Source organism: Aeromicrobium sp. (genome assembly GCF_047606445.1).
Lineage (GTDB): Bacteria > Actinomycetota > Actinomycetes > Propionibacteriales > Nocardioidaceae > Aeromicrobium.
Genome location: NZ_JASGEK010000066.1, coordinates 1 through 16,733 on the forward strand (window position 1 = coordinate 1; position 16,733 = coordinate 16,733).

Annotated in this window: 13 protein-coding genes; 7 read left to right on the forward strand and 6 right to left on the reverse strand. The window is 72.2% G+C overall.

The genetic code is table 11. The annotated features are described in order from the left end of the window. The coding region (locus QM621_RS12775) for an alpha-(1->3)-arabinofuranosyltransferase family protein (RefSeq protein ID WP_414990772.1) at positions 1 to 3,726 on the reverse strand (3,726 nt) is incomplete at its 3' end. A gap of 112 nt (positions 3,727 to 3,838) precedes the next feature. Here QM621_RS12775 and QM621_RS12780 point away from each other — a divergent pair. After that, the gene (locus tag QM621_RS12780) at positions 3,839 to 4,924 is read left to right on the forward strand and encodes a glycosyltransferase family 4 protein (RefSeq protein ID WP_414990773.1); all 1,086 of its coding nucleotides are present in this window, start codon (positions 3,839 to 3,841) and stop codon (positions 4,922 to 4,924) included. Positions 4,925 to 5,004: 80 nt separating this feature from the next. On the opposite strand, the gene QM621_RS12785 is transcribed toward QM621_RS12780, so the two are convergent. From QM621_RS12785 to QM621_RS12795, 3 genes are all read right to left on the reverse strand, one after another. Next, positions 5,005 to 6,180 carry a hypothetical protein gene (locus QM621_RS12785; protein WP_414990774.1) on the reverse strand — a complete coding sequence of 392 codons (1,176 nt, stop codon included), beginning with the start codon at positions 6,178 to 6,180 and terminating at the stop codon, positions 5,005 to 5,007. A 97-nt stretch (positions 6,181 to 6,277) separates the two neighbouring features. Continuing rightward, positions 6,278 to 6,436 (reverse strand): hypothetical protein, encoded by a 159-nt coding sequence (locus tag QM621_RS12790; protein WP_414990775.1) that lies wholly within the window; start codon positions 6,434 to 6,436, stop codon positions 6,278 to 6,280. Then, on the reverse strand, positions 6,433 to 8,172 hold the full coding sequence (locus tag QM621_RS12795; protein WP_414990776.1) for a hypothetical protein: 1,740 nt from the start codon (positions 8,170 to 8,172) through the stop codon (positions 6,433 to 6,435). The genes QM621_RS12790 and QM621_RS12795 overlap by 4 nt, the downstream gene beginning before the upstream one ends. 38 nt (positions 8,173 to 8,210) lie before the next feature. Between QM621_RS12795 and QM621_RS12800 the strand changes: the two genes are divergently transcribed. The 3 genes from QM621_RS12800 to QM621_RS12810 are packed head-to-tail and all read left to right on the forward strand — an operon-like array spanning position 8,211 to position 11,924. Continuing rightward, complete coding sequence (locus QM621_RS12800) at positions 8,211 to 9,407, forward strand: lipopolysaccharide biosynthesis protein (RefSeq protein ID WP_414990777.1); 1,197 nt, start codon at positions 8,211 to 8,213, stop codon at positions 9,405 to 9,407. A gap of 7 nt (positions 9,408 to 9,414) precedes the next feature. Then, positions 9,415 to 10,791, forward strand: a complete 1,377-nt coding sequence (locus QM621_RS12805) for a cystathionine beta-synthase (protein WP_414990778.1) — start codon at positions 9,415 to 9,417, stop codon at positions 10,789 to 10,791. Further along, the gene (locus QM621_RS12810) at positions 10,788 to 11,924 is read left to right on the forward strand and encodes a cystathionine gamma-synthase (RefSeq protein ID WP_414990779.1); all 1,137 of its coding nucleotides are present in this window, start codon (positions 10,788 to 10,790) and stop codon (positions 11,922 to 11,924) included. Before QM621_RS12805 ends, QM621_RS12810 begins: the two co-directional genes overlap by 4 nt. Here the strand turns inward: QM621_RS12810 and QM621_RS12815 are convergent. Together QM621_RS12815 and QM621_RS12820 are read right to left on the reverse strand one after the other, a co-directional pair. Next, a complete protein-coding gene (locus QM621_RS12815) occupies positions 11,917 to 13,017 on the reverse strand; it encodes a DNA recombination protein RmuC (protein ID WP_414990780.1) in 1,101 nt (366 codons plus the stop codon). The genes QM621_RS12810 and QM621_RS12815 overlap by 8 nt on opposite strands. 48 nt (positions 13,018 to 13,065) lie before the next feature. Next, complete coding sequence (locus tag QM621_RS12820; protein ID WP_414990781.1) at positions 13,066 to 13,695, reverse strand: TetR family transcriptional regulator; 630 nt, start codon at positions 13,693 to 13,695, stop codon at positions 13,066 to 13,068. Positions 13,696 to 13,837: 142 nt separating this feature from the next. Between QM621_RS12820 and QM621_RS12825 the strand changes: the two genes are divergently transcribed. The 3 genes from QM621_RS12825 to QM621_RS12835 all read left to right on the forward strand — a co-directional run bounded on the left by QM621_RS12825 (position 13,838) and on the right by QM621_RS12835 (position 16,598). Next, positions 13,838 to 14,944 (forward strand): ferredoxin reductase, encoded by a 1,107-nt coding sequence (locus tag QM621_RS12825; RefSeq protein ID WP_414990782.1) that lies wholly within the window; start codon positions 13,838 to 13,840, stop codon positions 14,942 to 14,944. Between the two features lie 11 nt (positions 14,945 to 14,955). After that, positions 14,956 to 16,233: a fatty acid desaturase family protein gene (locus tag QM621_RS12830; RefSeq protein ID WP_414990783.1), complete on the forward strand. Its 1,278-nt coding sequence runs from the start codon at positions 14,956 to 14,958 to the stop codon at positions 16,231 to 16,233. 77 nt (positions 16,234 to 16,310) lie between these two features. Then, positions 16,311 to 16,598, forward strand: coding sequence for a WhiB family transcriptional regulator (locus QM621_RS12835; protein ID WP_414990784.1), 288 nt, complete (start codon positions 16,311 to 16,313; stop codon positions 16,596 to 16,598). The last annotated feature ends 135 nt before the right edge of the window (positions 16,599 to 16,733 follow it).

The following is a 16,733-nucleotide window of genomic DNA, read 5'->3' on the forward strand; positions in this document are numbered from 1 at the left end:
CAGCGCCACCGCGGCCGCCGACGCCCACCGCGACGGGCCGCGTGCGCCGACCGCCGCGTCCCGCCGACGCCACGCCCACATCAGGGAACGCCCCAGGACGAGCCGGAACAGCCCGAGGGCGAGCAGTCCGCCGACGCCCAGCGCCCAGCGATAGGCGTGGCCGGGACGGAAGTCCGTCACCAGGTCGTCGACGCGCCCCTGCGGGACCACCCAGGCCTGCCGCCAGCCGTCGACGACGACCGCCGGGACCGCCTCGCCGTCGAGCTCGCCGACCCATCCCGGATTCTCGTTGTGCCCGGTCGTCGCCACCACCGGCCCGGCGTCCGTCGTCGGGCGAGGCTCGGTCCGCTCGAGCACCAGCCGGCCCGCCCGCGCGACCGTCGAGGAGCCGACGACGATCCGGTTCCGCCCCGCCGCCACCTCGACCACCGGACCGCCGCACGGCAGCGCCTCGACCACGGACCCGTCGAGCAGCTGGCGCGACGCGGCCGACAGCGCCGACGCGACGACCGTGTCGCCGACCCTCAGCGCCGGCCCCGTGCCGCACTCCCAGAGCGTCGGCTCGTCCGACGGCGGCGCCAGCCCGACCTCCACGCCGCCGACGGCCAGCTCGCTGACCCCGACCGGGAGGTGGAAGGCCGAGCCGTCGGGACGGACGTCGACGGCGTCGGTCGCCGAGACCAGCTCCAGCGTCAGGCTCGTCGTGACGGTCTCCGGCACCAACGCCAGCCCGTCGGCGACGTCGACCGTCGAGCGCCGCCCCGCGTCGTCGACGACCACGATCCGGTCCACCGACGACGCCGGCAGCGAGTCCTCGGTGGTCAGTCGCAATGTGTCGATCCGGCGTGGCTCGTCGAAACGCACGGTGAGGGTCGGCTCCGCGTCGGCGGCCGCCGCGATCCAGCCGGTCGCGTCGTCGCCGTCGATCATGCGCGAGGCCGTCGCGCGGGGGTCGGCCGAGACCGTGGAGCTGGCCCGGACCTGGGTGGGCAGGCCGCGCTGGACCAGCTCGTCCAGCGGGTCGCCGGCGACGGCGGTCGTCGTCAGCCGCGCCTCGTACCGGCCGCCCTCGCCGAGCGAGACGATCCGGTCGACCTCGGCGGCGTCCTCGCCGTCCTCCCCCGCCCCGGGGCGGCACCGGTCGACCAGGCCGACCGACAGACACGACGGTCGCAGGCCGACGTCGAGGCCGAGCACGATCTGGTCGGCCCGCCGGACCCACGGCAGCTCCAACGGCCGCGCGAGCGCGAGGTCGGGCGAGGCGACCTCGGCGAGCTGGGCGTCGCCGAAGTCCCGCTCGACCTCGATCCGCAGCCGGTCGACCTCGCCGACCGGGACCGTGACCGGCTCGTCGCCGACCAGCGTCCGCTCGACCGGCCCGGCGGCCGTGTCCACGACGACGCGCTGGACGTCTCCGGGCGCGAGGCCGCCGCGCACGGTCAGCTCGCCGACCTCGCGGAAGCCGCCGAGGTCCAGCTCGACCCAGCCCGTGCCGCCGACCGCCCGCCACGCCGTGCCCGGCTGCCCGTCGAAGGCCGACCAGGGGGCCGCCGACGGCGAGAGCGCCCCCCACATCCCGGCCCAGGCGCGGGAGGAGGAGGCGGTCAGCGACCGCGCGCCGAGCAGCCGACGCTCGGCGACCCACGGCTCGTCGACGTCGCGGACGAAGTCGTGCGCCGCGCGGTCGGCCTGGTAGGGCTCGTCGGCGCCCAGCGAGCCCGAGCGGTGGCGTTCGACCCGCGAGAAGTCGACCTCGCGGCGGCGCAGCGAGTCGGTCAGCACCCAGGGGCCGCCGACCGCGCCCCCGACGGCCTCCGCGTCGGCCGCCGTCACGACCGGCCCCGGCCCCACGACGCCGAGCGCGTCGAGTCCGACGAGCGCGTCGGCCGCGCCCACCACGACGGGCAGCTCCCCCGCAGGCGTCGCGGACGGCGGGCTCTCCGTCTCCACCTCGAACACCGCGATCACGGGATGCTCGGTCTGCCAGCCGCCGGCGGCGAAGCGGCGCGACAGCGTGTCGTCGATCTGCGCCGGGCCCCCGACGGTCGGCCCGAAGGTCCGGGCGAGCCGGAGGCCCGGAGTCGCGCGGAGGGTCTGCCAGGCCAGTTCGGCGCGTTCGCCCGCCTGGTCCGACGCCAGGTCGAAACGCAGCAGCACGCGGTCGACGCCGGCCCGCGCCAGCGTCGTGGCGAGCCCCGGCGCGGCCGTGCCGGACTCCATCCGCTCGTAGACGGCGTCGAGCAGCCGCACGGTCCCCTCCGGCGCCATCGGCACCGCCGGCCGCGCGACCCACGGGGCGCCCGCGAGCGGCTGCGCCACGTCGTCGCCGGTGCTCCCCCAGAGGTAGTCGCCGAAGGCCGACGACGGAGCGACCAGCGTGGTGTCGTCGGGGTGCTCGGCGAGCCAGTCGGCGGCCTCGGACCAGTACGACGGGATCTCGGCGAAGGTGTGCCCGCCGGCGATCCGGCCGGTCCAGGTCGGCGCGACCGCCGCCAGCACGCACGATCCGACCGCGACGGCCATGGTGCGCCGCCACCAGCGCGCGACGTCCGGCTCGCACTGGGCGATCCGGCGGGCGAGGACCGCGAGCAGGTGGGTCGCCCCGACCACCAGCGGGATGCGGACCACGGGGTCGAATTTGTGCAGGTTGCGCATCGGGGCCAGCGGCCCGTCCAGCAGCTCCTGCCATCCGGGCGCTCCCCAGCCGGACAGGCCGGCCGTGTGGCCGAGCGTCGTCAGCACCACGCCGGCCAGCAAGCCCGTGACGAGAAAACGCCGGTGCGGCGTCGACGCCAGCGACAGGCCCGCCAGGCCCGCCGCCGCGACGACCGCCAACGCCACCGACAGGGCCGGCCAGGTCAGCAGGTCACGGCCCGCGTCGTAGGTCACCGTGGCCCGCGGCACCCAGTTCGTCGTCCCGCGCAGCGCGTCGAGGACCGAGGCGCTGACGGTGGTGGTCGCCGAGCTCTCGATGTGGTCCAGGAACGGTGGGCTGTAACGGCCGAGGAGCACCAGCGGGACCCACCACCAGGCGGTCGTCGCGAGCACCAGCGGCGGCCACCAGCGCAGCATCGCGCGCCGTCGCTCTCCTCGTGGGGCCATCACCAGCCAGAGCGTCGCCAGCGGCAGCACCGCCGCCGTGGCGACCGCGTTGACCCCGCCGACGCAGCCGACCGCCAGCGCGCTCTGCGCCGCCCGCAGCCTCGGCGGGCCGTGCCGCAGGCCCACGACCAGCGGCAACAGCACCCAGGGGGCGAGCGAGGCCGGCCACGCCTCGACGGAGTTGACGCCCATGATCGTCAGAACGCGGGGCGAGAGCGCGTAGAGCACTCCGGCGAGCAGGCTCAGACACGGCGTCCCGACCTTCAACGCGCGGCACAGCAGCGCCATCCCGACGAACGCCACGCTCCACAACAGCGCCCACCAGAGCCGCTGCACGATCCACGCGTCGAGGCCGAGCCGCTCGCCGGCCCAGAAGAACGGACCCATCGGGAACAGGTAGCCGTAGGCCTGGTTCTGGACCTGTCCGAGCCCTCCCTGCGGCTCCCACATCGTCAACGCCCGCGACAGGAAGCCGCCCGGGTCGACGATCAGGTCGAGCTTGGTGTCGCCGACCATGCGGCCGGGACGCTGCGCGAAGGCCAGCGCGGTCAGCAGCAGGCAGCCGACGGCCAGATGGAGCCAACGACGCACGGTCTCCACGTCGACGTCCGGCTCCCTCAGCACCCCCGCACGATAGACGGCCGCTGGACCATCGCGGTGCTACCGTCGGGCGACGCGGTCGATCACTGAGTTGAGGGACTCACCGGCCGCGTGGCGTCTGAGGGAGAAGCCACCTATGCGTATTTTGTTCTGCAATTGGCGCGACACCGGGCACCCTGAGGGAGGGGGTTCGGAGTTCTACGTCGAGCAGATGGCCCGGGGTCTGGCCGAGCGAGGCCACGAGGTGACGGTCGCGGCGGCGATGTTCGACGGGGCGGCCGCCGACGAGACGGCCGACGGCGTGCGGTTCCGCCGCAGCGGCGCGAAGTTCGGCGTGTACCTGCGCATCTTCGCCCGGCTGCTGTTCGGCCGTTACGGCACCGTCGACGCCGTGGTCGACGTGCAGAACGGCCTTCCTTTCTTCACACGCTGGGCGACCCGCGCGCCGGTGGTCGTGCTGCTGCACCATGTGCACCGCGAGCAGTGGCCGGTGGTCTATCCGGGGCTGATCGGCCGGGTCGGCTGGTTCGTCGAGAGCCGTCTGTCGCCGTGGCTGTACCGCCGTTCGCAGTACGTCACCGTGTCGGAGGCGACCCGTCAGGAGCTGGTCGACCTGGGCGTCGACCGCGACCGCATCGCGATCGTGCACAACGGCACGTCGCCGGCGCCCGGCCCGAGCGCGCCGCGCAGCGCCACGCCGCGCATGTGCGCGCTCGGCCGTCTCGTGCCGCACAAGCAGGTCGAGCACGCGATCGACACGCTCGCCGACCTGGCTGAGTCTCACCCCGACCTGGTGCTCGACGTGGCGGGCGACGGCTGGTGGCGCGAGGAGTTGACCGCCCACGCGGCGAGGCGCGGGGTGGCCGACCGGGTGCGTTTCCACGGCTTCGTCGACGACGCGACGAAGCACCGGCTGCTGGCCGAGGCCTGGGTGATGGTCATGCCGTCGCTCAAGGAGGGCTGGGGCCTGGTCGTCGGCGAGGCCGGCCTGCACGGCACCCCGACGGTCGCCTACGCCTCAGCGGGCGGCACCCGCGAGTCGGTCGACCACAAGAGCAGCGGCGTCCTGGTCGACACCCCTGCGGAGTTCACCGCCGCCGTCGAGGAGATCCTGACCGACCCTGAGTGGCGTTCCTTCCTCGGCGACGGCGCCCGCATGAAAGCCGAGTCCGCCTCCTGGACGGCCTCGCAGGAGAAGTTCGCCGAGATCGTCGCCCGGTGACACGCAGAATGATGGATTGAGGCACCCATCACTACCTGAATCCATCATTGTGCGTTCCCCGGGGACATCGGTAGGCCCCGTCACCTCGAACGACGCTGCTCGGCCAGCCAGGTGTGGTTGACGACGGCGGCGGTGACCTCGTCGCGAAGTTGTTTGGCGTCCGGGCCGCGCAGCAGGTTCCGCGCGTGCCAGGGGGAGTCGTCGAGATGGGGGCTGCCGTCGCGGACGCGGCGGGCGAGCCGGTCCGCGTACTCGTGGCCCTCTGTGCGATAGGCCTTCGCTTCGGCCTCGTCGAGTTCGATCAGCGCCGAGTCGTCGAGCATCGAACTGATGACATAGCGGACCTCGAGGAAGAACGTTCCGGCCCGCTCGACGAGGAACCAGGCTCCGGGTTCATGGTCCACATACCGCATGGCAGCAGCCGCCTGCGCGATCCGCTCGGCGTCGCCCCACCACTCGACCGGAGGGATGGCCTCCATCCGGTGCCGCCGGGCGTCATTCGGCGAGGCATAGACGAACTTCGCCGACGCACTGCGCCTGAGGGTGAGACACAGGACTCTCCGGCAGGCGGTGCAGGTCAGCTGGCTCTCGGCACGCTTCATAAGGCCCGACGCGTGGAGCGGCTGCAGGTCGGCGAGCCGGACCCAGTGGGCATTCTCGGCGAGCAGTCCGTCCTCCAACGCTGCGGCGAGAGCGTCGACAGTGGCGCTGACGTCGAGGCCGCCGGAGACGGTCCGCACGAGCAGGTCGGCGCAGACGGCGCATTCGTCGTCCTCCGGACGGAAGACAAGGCCAGGATCGCCGGTCGTGACGGTCACGCCGACGAGGTTCCCGGCCTCGTTCCAGCCTCGACGATCGGCGAAGTCGCACCGCAGGTAGCCGCCGTCGAGCGTGAAATAGGGCGTCCCGAGGCCGGCGAAACTGCGCGGTGCTTCGAGGGCGGTTGTGAGGTCCTCGAGCATCGCCTCGTTGCCGACGCCGGGGATCCATGCGGCCAGGTCGATGCCCGGTGCGCCCGGTCTGGCCAGGCGAAGGCACACGGCGACGGCCCGGCCGTCACGCAGGATGAGGTCGGCCCCAGAGGCGAAGGACAGCCGGGCGGACCGATAGGCCGGCACTCCGACGAGGCGTTCGGAGACAGCCGCAGGCGTGCCGCCCAGGGTCTCGACCAGTCGCCGCGTGGCCGGATGCTCCTCGGCCTGCCCGAGCGCTTCGAGCATGATCGGCAGCCGGGTCCGTGTTCGCCATCGCTCCATGCGCCCATGATCGCTGGCCGCGGGAATCACCGATGTAGTCGGGTTACGCGCAGCGGGGCCGGTCGGTTGCCCGACCGGCCCCGCTGCTCGCGCTGCGTCAGTTCGAGCCGTAGTCCACGGTCTCGACCTGGACGGCACCCGGCTCGTCGTCGGGCGTGGACGAGGTCTGGACCGACTGGGCGACGCCCGCGGCGGTGACTCCCGCCAAACCCAGACCCGCCACGAACGCGACGACCGCGATGACTCCACTGCTCATGGTCTCTTCCCTCTTCTCCCTCGGAACGGGCTCAGACTACCAAGCAGCCGGATCAGTCGAGCCAGTCCGCGACGGCCGATCGAGAGCGCCGACACGGCGACCGTGAGGCCCGCCACGCCCCACGCCGCCCACACGAGGACACGGTTCTTCACGGGCGGCGGCTCAAGCGTCGCCACCCCGTCGACGACGAACACGCGCAGCCCGTCCTCCCCGGTCTCCACCGCCCGCGCGCCGGACAAAGCGGCGGGCGTCGGGTCGCCGCCCGGAGCCGACGAGTCGAGCACCACCACGCCGATCCCCTGAGCGGCCAGATCGGCGGAGGTCGCGGCGGGATCGGCCAGCGCCTCCCCCACGGCGACGGCCCGGGGGTCCTCCGAGGCGAGCGTCACCCCCGACACGGTGAGCGCGTCGCTCGTGACCGTGTCGCGGTCGAAGAAGCGTCCCGCCGGGTCGAGCACCGTGCGTCCGTCGTTCCAGTCCGGCGCGCGATAGGGCGAGAACGGCAGCACCAGCAGATCGCCCTCGGCCTCCACCGCGCCGACCGCCTGCCGCGCGGCCTCCCAATCCCGTGGGTAGTCCGCCGGCGTCAACCGTCCGCCGACGCCATAGCCCAGGTCGGGCAGGGCCGCGAGCGGCGCCGCGACGAGCAACCCCGCCGCCACCGCCCGCCACCGCTCCTGTCCGCTCGTCCGCGCGAGCCAGCCGCCGAGCGTCGCCGCGCCATACCCCAGAGCGACCGCGTGGAAGGGCAACGCGAACACGAGATAGCGCGAGCCGTCGCGCAGGACCGCCGTCGCGCCCTGCCACTCGATCAACCGCTCCAACAGGCCCGGCGCGAGCCACCCCCAACAGGCCAGCGTGTAGCCGACGGCCGCCAGCGCCGACCAGGCCAGCACGCCATAACGGTCCGCGCGCCACCAGCGCCGCAGCCCCGTCAACATCAGCACCCACAGCACGACGACCACCAGCGTGGCGACCAGCGTCAGCCGGGACGCCGGGACGACCTCGGCGTTCCAGACGCCGCCGAGCGCCATCAGCGCGCCGATCCGCCCCCACGGCCCCTCGCCCTGCAGCGCGAACAGCTCGACGCCCGCCGGGTCGCTGACCACCGTTCCCGGGCGGACCAGCCCGGCCACGATCCAGGGCGCGTTGACGAGCGCCGCGAGCAGCACCATGCGGATCGGCCCGGACCGCCAGCCGACGACCAACGCCGCCAGCAGCCCCATCACGCCGGTGGCCGCCGTGAGCGCCGTCCCGGCGAGCGCGAGCGTCAACGCGGCGACCCGCGGACGGTCCGGGTCGCGCAGCGCCACGCCGATCCACGGCAGGCAGGCCAGCGCGACGAGCACCGGCCACTGCCCCAGCAGCAGCCGTTCGGCGACGAGGGGATTCCAGAGGGCGTACGTCCCGGCCACGAGCCGCGCGCCGAGCCCCGCGTCGTCGACCAGACGGGCCGCGCCGACGCCGCCGAGGGCCAGCGCGCCGACGATCACCAGCCGCTGCAGCAGCGCCGGATCGACGGCCTGCGACACCAGCGCCAGCACGCCGTCGGACGGGACCGCGCGCGGCACCGCGCTGCCCAGCCCCCAGAGGTCGTCGCGACCCAGCGTCCAGCGCGGCGGCGTCACCATGTCGTAGGAGAGCAGAAAGCCCGATCCACGCCACGGCAGCGCCACCACCAGCGCCAGCAGCAGGCACCACTGGACGACCACCAGATCCCAGAGACGTCGGCTCACTCCCCCACCGTAGACCCGACGTCGCCTACCGTGTCCGGGTGAGACGCGCGGGAGGAGTGGTGTCGGGCAGCAGCCTGGTGGCCCTCGGCACCATCGGAGCCAACGCCGCCGTCTACCTGATGACGGTCCTCGCGGCCCGTCTGCTGCTGCCCGCCGAGCTCGGCGCGGTGACCGCGCTGCTCGGCATCCTGCAGATCGGCACGGTCGTCTCCTTCGGGCTGCAGGCCGTGGCCGCCCGACGCATCGCCGTCGACCCCGACAGCCGTCAGGCGACCATCGGCACCGTGGCCCGGGTCGCGGTCGCCGTGGCGGTGGCGACCGGTCTGCTCGGCGCGGGCGTCACCGCGGCGCTCGTCGGCCCGCTCGACCTCGGCTCGGTCCGGCCCGCCCTGCTGACCGGCGCGACCATGGTCCCGCTGACGCTGATGGGCGCGATGGCCGGCGTCGCCCAGGGATCGGAACGGTGGGGCTCGCTGGCGGCCGTCTACCTCGCCAACGGCTTCGGCCGGCTCGCCTGCGGATTCGTCGCGCTGCTGGTCGAGCCGTCCGTCACCTCGGTCATGCTCGGCTTCGCCGTCGGCGCGTGGGCGCCCGTGCTGGCCGGACTCCCCCAACTGCGCGGACGGGCGGTCGACGGTCGCGGCGGCAGCCGCCGCCCCTTCCTGAAGGAGGCGCTGCTCGGCTCGCACGCGCTGCTGGCCTACTACGCGCTCGGCAACGCCGACGCCCTGCTGGCCCGGCTGCTGCTGTCCCCGCACGACTCGGGCCTCTACGGGGCGGGCCTCATCCTGTCGAAGGCGGCGGTGTTCTTCCCTCAGTTCGTCACCATCGTGTCCTATCCCCTGCTGGCCCGTGACGGCACGACCCGCTCGCGCACCATCGCGGTCGTCGGCGTGGCGACGCTCGGCCTGGCCGCGACCCTCGCGACCGCGCTGCTGCCCGACGTCGCGCTGATCGCCGTCGGCGGCGACGCCTACGCCGAGATCGCCGACCGGCTCTGGCTGTTCGTGCTCGCCGGGTCGCTGCTGTCGCTGGTCAACCTGCTCGTCTGGGACGCGCTCGCCCGCCACTCCCACAGCATCGTGGTGTCGCTCTGGATCGCGGTGAGCAGCCTCGTCGCGGCCGCCGCCATCGCCCACGCGGGCATCACCGGCCTCGTCGTCACGGTCATCGCCGTGGCGGCCGCGCTGGTGCTGTGGGTGCTGCTCGTGGCGACCCGCGCCCGCCGGGCATGATGGACGCATGCGGATCGCGAACCACGTCGTCGACCTGATCGGCGGCACGCCGCTCGTGCGTCTGAACCGGGTCGTCGCGCCCGGCTCCGGCCTCGTCGCGGCGAAGATCGAATACCTCAACCCCGGCGGCAGCTCCAAGGACCGCATCGCGGTGAACATGATCGACGCCGCCGAGGCGTCGGGGGCGTTGCGGCCGGGCGGCACGATCATCGAGCCGACGTCGGGCAACACCGGCGTCGGCCTGGCCATCGTCGCCCAGCAGCGCGGCTACCGCTGCGTGTTCGTGTGCCCCGACAAGGTCAGCCTCGACAAGCGCAACACGCTCATGGCGTACGGCGCGGAGGTCGTGGTGTGCCCGACCGCCGTCCCGCCCGAGCACCCCGACAGCTACTACAACGTCTCGGACCGGCTCGTCGCCGAGATCGAGGGCGGCTGGAAGCCCGACCAGTACTCGAACCCGGCCGGACCGCAGTCGCACTACGAGACGACCGGACCCGAGATCTGGGCCGACACCGACGGGAAGGTCACGCACTTCGTGGCGGGCGTCGGCACCGGCGGCACGATCACCGGCACGGGCCGCTATCTCAAAGAGGTCTCCGACGGCCGGGTGAAGGTGGTCGGCGTCGACCCGGAGGGCTCGGTCTACTCCGGCGGCACCGGCCGTCCGTACCTGGTCGAGGGCGTCGGCGAGGACTTCTGGCCGAGCGCCTACGACCCGTCCATCCCCGACGAGATCATCGCGGTCAGCGACGCCGACTCCTTCGACATGACCCGACGGCTGGCCCGCGAGGAGGGCCTGCTGGTCGGCGGCTCCTGCGGCATGGCGGTCGTCGCGGCGCGGCAGGTCGCCGAGCGCGAGGGTCCCGACGCGGTGGTCGTGGTGCTGCTGCCCGACGGCGGTCGCGGCTACCTGTCGAAGATCTTCAACGACGACTGGATGAGCTCCTACGGCTTCCTGCGCGAGCCGCTCGACCCGACCGCGGCCCACGCGACGGTCGGCGAGGTGCTGCGCCGCAAGTCCGGCGACATGCCCGACCTCGTGCACACGCATCCGCAGGAGACGGTGCGCGACGCGATCAGCATCCTGCACGAGTACGGCGTCTCGCAGATGCCGGTCGTCGGGCCGGAGCCGCCGGTCGTCATCGGCGAGGTGGCCGGCAGCGTCAGCGAGCGGACGCTGCTCAGCGCGGTCTACGAGGGCCGCGCCCAGTTGACCGACGCGGTGTCTCAGCACATGGAAGCCCCGCTGCCGCTGCTCGGCTCCGGTGAGAGCCTGGACGCCGCGCAGGCGCTGCTGTCGGAGAACGACGCGGTCATGGTCATCGAGGACGGCAAGCCGCTGGGCGTCCTGACCCGCCACGATCTGCTGGGAGTGCACGTATGACCGGTTTCGCGACCCGCGCCATCCACGCGGGCTACACCCCGGACCCGGGCCACGGCGCGGTGAACCCGCCCATCGTGGCCAGTTCCACCTTCGTCCAGGACGGCGTCGGCGGGATGCGCGACGGCTACGAGTACGGCCGCACCGGCAACCCGACCCGCACCGCCTTGGAGGGCGCGCTCGCCGCGCTGGAAGGCGCCGCCCACGGCCGGGCGTTCGCCTCCGGCATGGCCGCCACCGACACGGCGCTGCGCACGCTGCTGCGACCGGGCGACCATCTGGTGATCCCCGACGACGCCTACGGCGGCACCTTCCGGCTGATCGACAAGGTGTTCAGCCAGTGGGGCGTCACCTACACCCCAGCGGCGATCAGCGACGTCGACGCCGTGCGCGCGGCGATGACGCCGACGACGAAGGCCGTCTGGATCGAGACGCCCACCAATCCGTTGTTGTCGGTCGGCGACATCGCGGCGCTGGCCGAGATCGCCCACGACGGCGGGGCTCGTCTGGTGGTCGACAACACCTTCGCCTCGCCCTATCTGCAGCAGCCGTTGGCGCTGGGCGCGGACGTCGTGCTGCACTCGACCACGAAGTATCTGGGCGGGCACTCCGACGTGGTCGGCGGCGCGCTGCTGACCTCCGACCCGACGCTCGACGAGGGTTTCGGCTTCCTGCAGAACGGCGCGGGCGCGGTGCCCGGCCCGTTCGACGCCTATCTGACGCTGCGCGGCGCGAAGACGCTGGCGGTGCGCATGGAGCAGCACTGCGCGAACGCCGAGGCGGTCGTGGACGCGCTGGTCGGCCATCCGAAGATCAGCCAGGTGCTCTATCCGGGCCTGCCGGAGCATCCCGGCCATGAGGTCGCGGCCCGGCAGATGCGCCGTTTCGGCGGCATGGTCTCGATCCGGCTGGCCGGTGGCCGCGAGGCGGCGCTCGACCTGTGCCGCCGGGTCGAGGTCTTCACGCTGGCCGAGAGCCTGGGCGGCATCGAGTCGTTGATCGAGCATCCGGGCACGATGACCCACGCCTCCACCGCGGGCTCGGCCCTGGAGGTGCCCGACAACCTGGTGCGCCTGTCGGTCGGCATCGAGGACGTCGCCGACCTCCTCGCCGACCTCGACCAGGCGCTCAGCTGAGCACGTCGAACTCGGGCTGGACGAGGCGTCGGGGCTCGGTCTCGATCACGCCGGGGGCGGCGAGCGCCGTCTCGGGGTCGAGGGCGTCGAGTTTGCGGGCGGTGACCAGCACCCGCGACTCCAGCGAGCTGGCGAAGCGGTTGTAGTGCTCGACCGTCTGCGCGAGGGATCGGCGCAGTTTCTCGGTGTGGTCGCCCATCGTGGCGAGCCGTCCGTAGAGCTCTTTGCCGAGGTCGAACAGGCGACGGGCGTCGTCGCTGAGGGTCTGCTGCTGCCAGGTGAGCGCGACGGTCTTCAGCACGGTCCAGAGGCTGACCGGCGATGCGAGCACGATCCGCCGGGCGAAGGCGTGTTCCAGGAGGGTCGGGTCGCGTTCCAGCGCGGCGGCCAGCACCGGCTCGCTCGGGATGAAGGCGATGGTGAACTCCGGGCTGAGGTCGAGTCCGGTCCAGTACTGCTTGGCGGCGAGCGCGTCGACGTGCCCCCGGACCGCTTTCGCGTGGTCGGCGAGCAGCCGGTCGCGGTCGGCTCCGTCCGCGCAGGCGGCAAGGTAGGCGTTGATGGGCGCCTTGGCGTCGACGGCCATCTGTTTGCCGCCCGGCAGCCGCAGCACCATGTCGGGGCGGCGGCGTCCGCTCTCGGCCTCGATGGTGGCCTGCGTGTCGAAGTCGACCCGGTGCAGCAGCCCGGCGGACTCGACCAAAGTGCGCAGTTGGGTCTCGCCCCACACGCCGCGCTGGGCGTTGTTGCCCATGGCCGAGGCCAGCGCGTCGGCGGCCGCGCGGGACCGCTCGGCGGTGACCTGGGTGTGCCGCAGTTGCTCGGCCAACTGACCGTGCTGCACGTGGCGCTGTCGTTCCAGCTCGTCGACCGTCAGCCGCATGGTGCGCAGCGACTCGTGTACCGGCGCGAGCGCCTGCAGCACGAGGTTCTCCTCGTCGTCGGCCCGCTGCCGCTGCCGCACCTGCTCGCGCAGGGCCTGCGCGGTGGCGATGGCCGCCGCGCTGCGCCCCCGCGCCGCCATCGCGCCCAACAGCCACCCGAGCATGACCCCGAGCACCAACCCCACGACGATCCCGATCCCGACATCCATACCGCCACCCTGGCGCCGGGCACTGACAGTTTCAGAGAACGAGCCCGCTCAACTCTCCCACTGCTCGAAACCGAGGACGATCAGGCGCATCTCGCGGCGGGCTTTGCGTTTGATCTCCTCCTCCAGGTCGGGGCGGCCCTCGGGCATGGCCACGACCTGCTCGGCCCGGTAGACCATGTTCCGCACGAAGAGCCCCGCCGCCATCGCGACGTCCTCGCCCGACCACCGCTCGACGTTCGGCAGCCGCGCCAGAACGACCGCCAGCTCGGAGATGAACAGCTCCAGCTCCCGCTGGATCGCCTCGCGCACCACCGGCGAGCCGCTCTGGCGCTCCCGGGCGACGAAGGCGAAGTGCGCCTGGTTCTCCTTGACCGCGCGCACCAGGATCTCGGCCGACGCGTCGATGATGTTCGCCATCGTGTCGGGGTCTTTCTGCGCCTCGCGGATCATGCGGCGCAGCGTCTGGAAGCAGTCCTCGACCAGCGCCAGCCCGACGTCGTCCATCGTGTCGAAGTGCCGGTAGAAAGCCGTGGGCACCACGCCCGCCTGCTTGGCCACCTGGCGCAGACTCAACTGGGCGAAGCCGACCTCGCCGCTCTGGCGCAGCGCCGCGTCGAGGATCGCCTGACGCGTGCGCTCCTTCTGCTCACGGCGGCTCAACGCGACGGGCTCGGACACTCCCCCACCCTATCGCCCGTCTCTCAGTGAACGCTTATTCACCGTATGGCGCGACTCACGGAACAGGCCCTTGCGCCTGACCCCGATCATGCGTCATAGTTTCAGTGTACGAACGTTCACTCAATGAGTAAAGGATGTGCCGATGGGAGTCGTGCGGAGCGCCCTCGCCTCGCGGGCGGTCGGAACGGTGACACAGCCCCACCACGTCGACCACTACCTCGAGAAGCTGCACCCGATGTGGACCGCCGAGGCCGTCCGCGCCCGGGTCGTCGGCATCGAGCGCGAGACGGACAACGCCACCACCGTCACCCTGCGCCCCAACGGCGCCTGGGCCGGCTTCACCCCCGGCCAGCACGTCGAGTTCGGCGTCGAGGTCGACGGCGTCCGCAAGGTCCGCGTCTTCTCGGTCTCCAGCTCCGCCGCGGCCAAGGGCCGCACGTTCAGCGTCTCGGTCAAGGCCCACCCCGACGGCTTCGTCTCCCGCTTCCTCAACAGCAAGCTGGCCTCCGGCGAGCTGGTCCACCTCTCGCAGGCCAAGGGCGAGTTCGTCCTCCCAGCCACTCTGCCCGACGACCTGCTGCTGCTCAGCGGCGGCTCCGGCATCACCCCGGTCATGTCGATGTTGCGCACGCTGGTCGACTCCGGCCGTCTGCCGCGGCGCGTCACCTTCCTGCACTACGCCCGCTCCCGCGCCGACGAGATGTTCACCGACCAGCTCGACGCGTTCGAGCGGACCGAGGGCGTCGACGTCGTGCGGATCTACACCCGCGAGCCGCTGCCGGGCGCGGAGCTGACCGGACGCTTCACCCTCGACCACCTGCGCGCCATCGGCGTCGACCCGACCGCCGCCCTCACCTACCTGTGCGGCCCCGCCGGCCTCATCGGCACGGTCCGCGAGGCCTACGAGGCCGAGGGCGCCGCCGACCAACTGCGCATGGAGTACTTCAAGGTCCCCACCGTCGACCCGGCGCTGCTGGCCGAGGCCGCCGCGCAGGCCGTCGGCACGCTCAGCTTCGACGCCTCCGGCGCCGAGACCGCCAACAACGGCAACACCATCTTGGAGCAGGCCGAGGCCGCCGGGCTCACGCCCGAGTACGGCTGCCGCATGGGCGTCTGCAACACCTGCGCGATCAAGAAACTGCACGGCGCCGTCCGCCACGTCATCACCGGCGAGGTGTGCGCCAACACCGACGAGACCATCAAGCCCTGCGTGAACGTCCCGGTCGGCGACGTCGCGGTCGCCCTCTGAAGGAGAAGAACATGAGCCACAAGCGACTCTTCCGCAAAGACACCACCGTCTACGACGCCTCCGGCCACAACGCCGCCCCCGCGCCGCTCGTCGGCGAAGGCGACGACCGGGCCGTCATCGGCCTCGACCTGATGACCTACGAGGAGCTCGACGCCTTCGGCGAGGAGCTCGACGCACTGCGCCAGCGCACCCTCGACTCGCTCGGCCAGGCCGACGCGAACTACATCCGCCGGGTCATCCGCGCCCAGCAGATCTGCGAGGTCCTGGGCCGCATCGGCATCTTCACGCCGTTCTTCTGGCCCACCTTCGTCCTCGGCATCGTGCTGCTCGGCGTCTCGAAGATCCTCGAGAACATGGAGATCGGCCACAACGTCATGCACGGCCAGTACGACTGGATGAACGACCCGCTGGTCGACGGCCGCCGCTACGAGTGGGACAACGTGGCGCCCGCGCAGGACTGGAAGCACGGCCACAACTACCTGCACCACACGTACACGAACATCCACGGCATGGACAAGGACATCGGCTACGGCCTGCTCCGCATGGACGACGGCCAGCCCTGGTACCCGAGCCACCGCTTCAACCTGCCGGCCGCCTTCTTGCTGATGCTCTTCTTCGAGTGGGGCGTCATGTACCACGGCATCGAGCTGGGCGACTACCTCAAGGGCAAGATGTCCAAGGAGGAGTTCACGGCCCGCAAGCGTCGCGCGATGGCCAAGACCCGCCGCCAGCTGTTCAAGGACTACGTCGTCTTCCCGCTGCTCGCCCTGCCGCTGATCCCGGTGGTCGGCTGGTGGGCCCCGCTGGCGGTCCTCGGCGGCACCTTCGCGGCCAACATCGTGCGCAACATCTGGACCTTCCTCATCATCTTCTGCGGCCACTTCCCCGCCGAGGTGCAGTCCTTCGACGAGGACGAGGCGAAGAACGAGTCGCGCGGCCAGTGGTACCTGCGCCAGCTGCTCGGCTCGGCGAACATCTCCGGCACCCCGCTGTTCCACATCCTCAGCGGCAACCTGAGCCACCAGATCGAGCATCATCTGTTCCCCGACATCCCGGCCCGCCGCTACCCGGAGGTCGCTCAGGAGATCCGCGCGATCTGTGAGAAGAACGGCCTGCCCTACAACAGCGGCCGGCTGAGCAAGCAGTTGTTGAGCGTGGCCCGGCAGCTCGCCTCCTACTCGCGCAAGCCCGACGACCCCTACCTGGTCGGCAACAGCCCCGAGAGCAAGGCGCTGCGCCGCGCCAAGCGCGAGGCGGCCGCCGCGGCCGAGCAGAAGGTCGCCGCCTGATCGAGAAATTCCTCGACCACCGGGAACCTCCTGGTGTCGCGCCTCCTCTGAGGTGACGACACTAGGAGGTTTTCCCGATGGCGAACATCAGTCGACTCCCCGCGCCCCGCCAGGAGTCCTACGAGTGGCAGTACGTCGGCGCCTGTAACGAGGCCGACCCCGAGACCTTCTTCCCACCCGAGGACGAACGCGGACCCCGCCGCCGTCAGCGCGAGGCGACCGCGAAGTCGTACTGCGCCGTCTGCCCCGTGGTCGAGCAGTGCCTCAGCCACGCCCTCGACGTCCGCGAGCCCTTCGGCGTCTGGGGCGGCCTCAACGCCACCGAACGCCACCACCTGCTGGCTGGGCTGTGTCAAGTTTCGTAGACAGTCTTTTTGTGGGTCAGGCTGCGGTCGCGGTCTGAGTGTTCTGGTGGGCGGTGTGGACTGCTGCGGGGGTGCGGTAGCCCAGGGTGGAGTGGCGGCGCCTGCGGTTGTAGAAGACCTCGATGTAGTCCACGA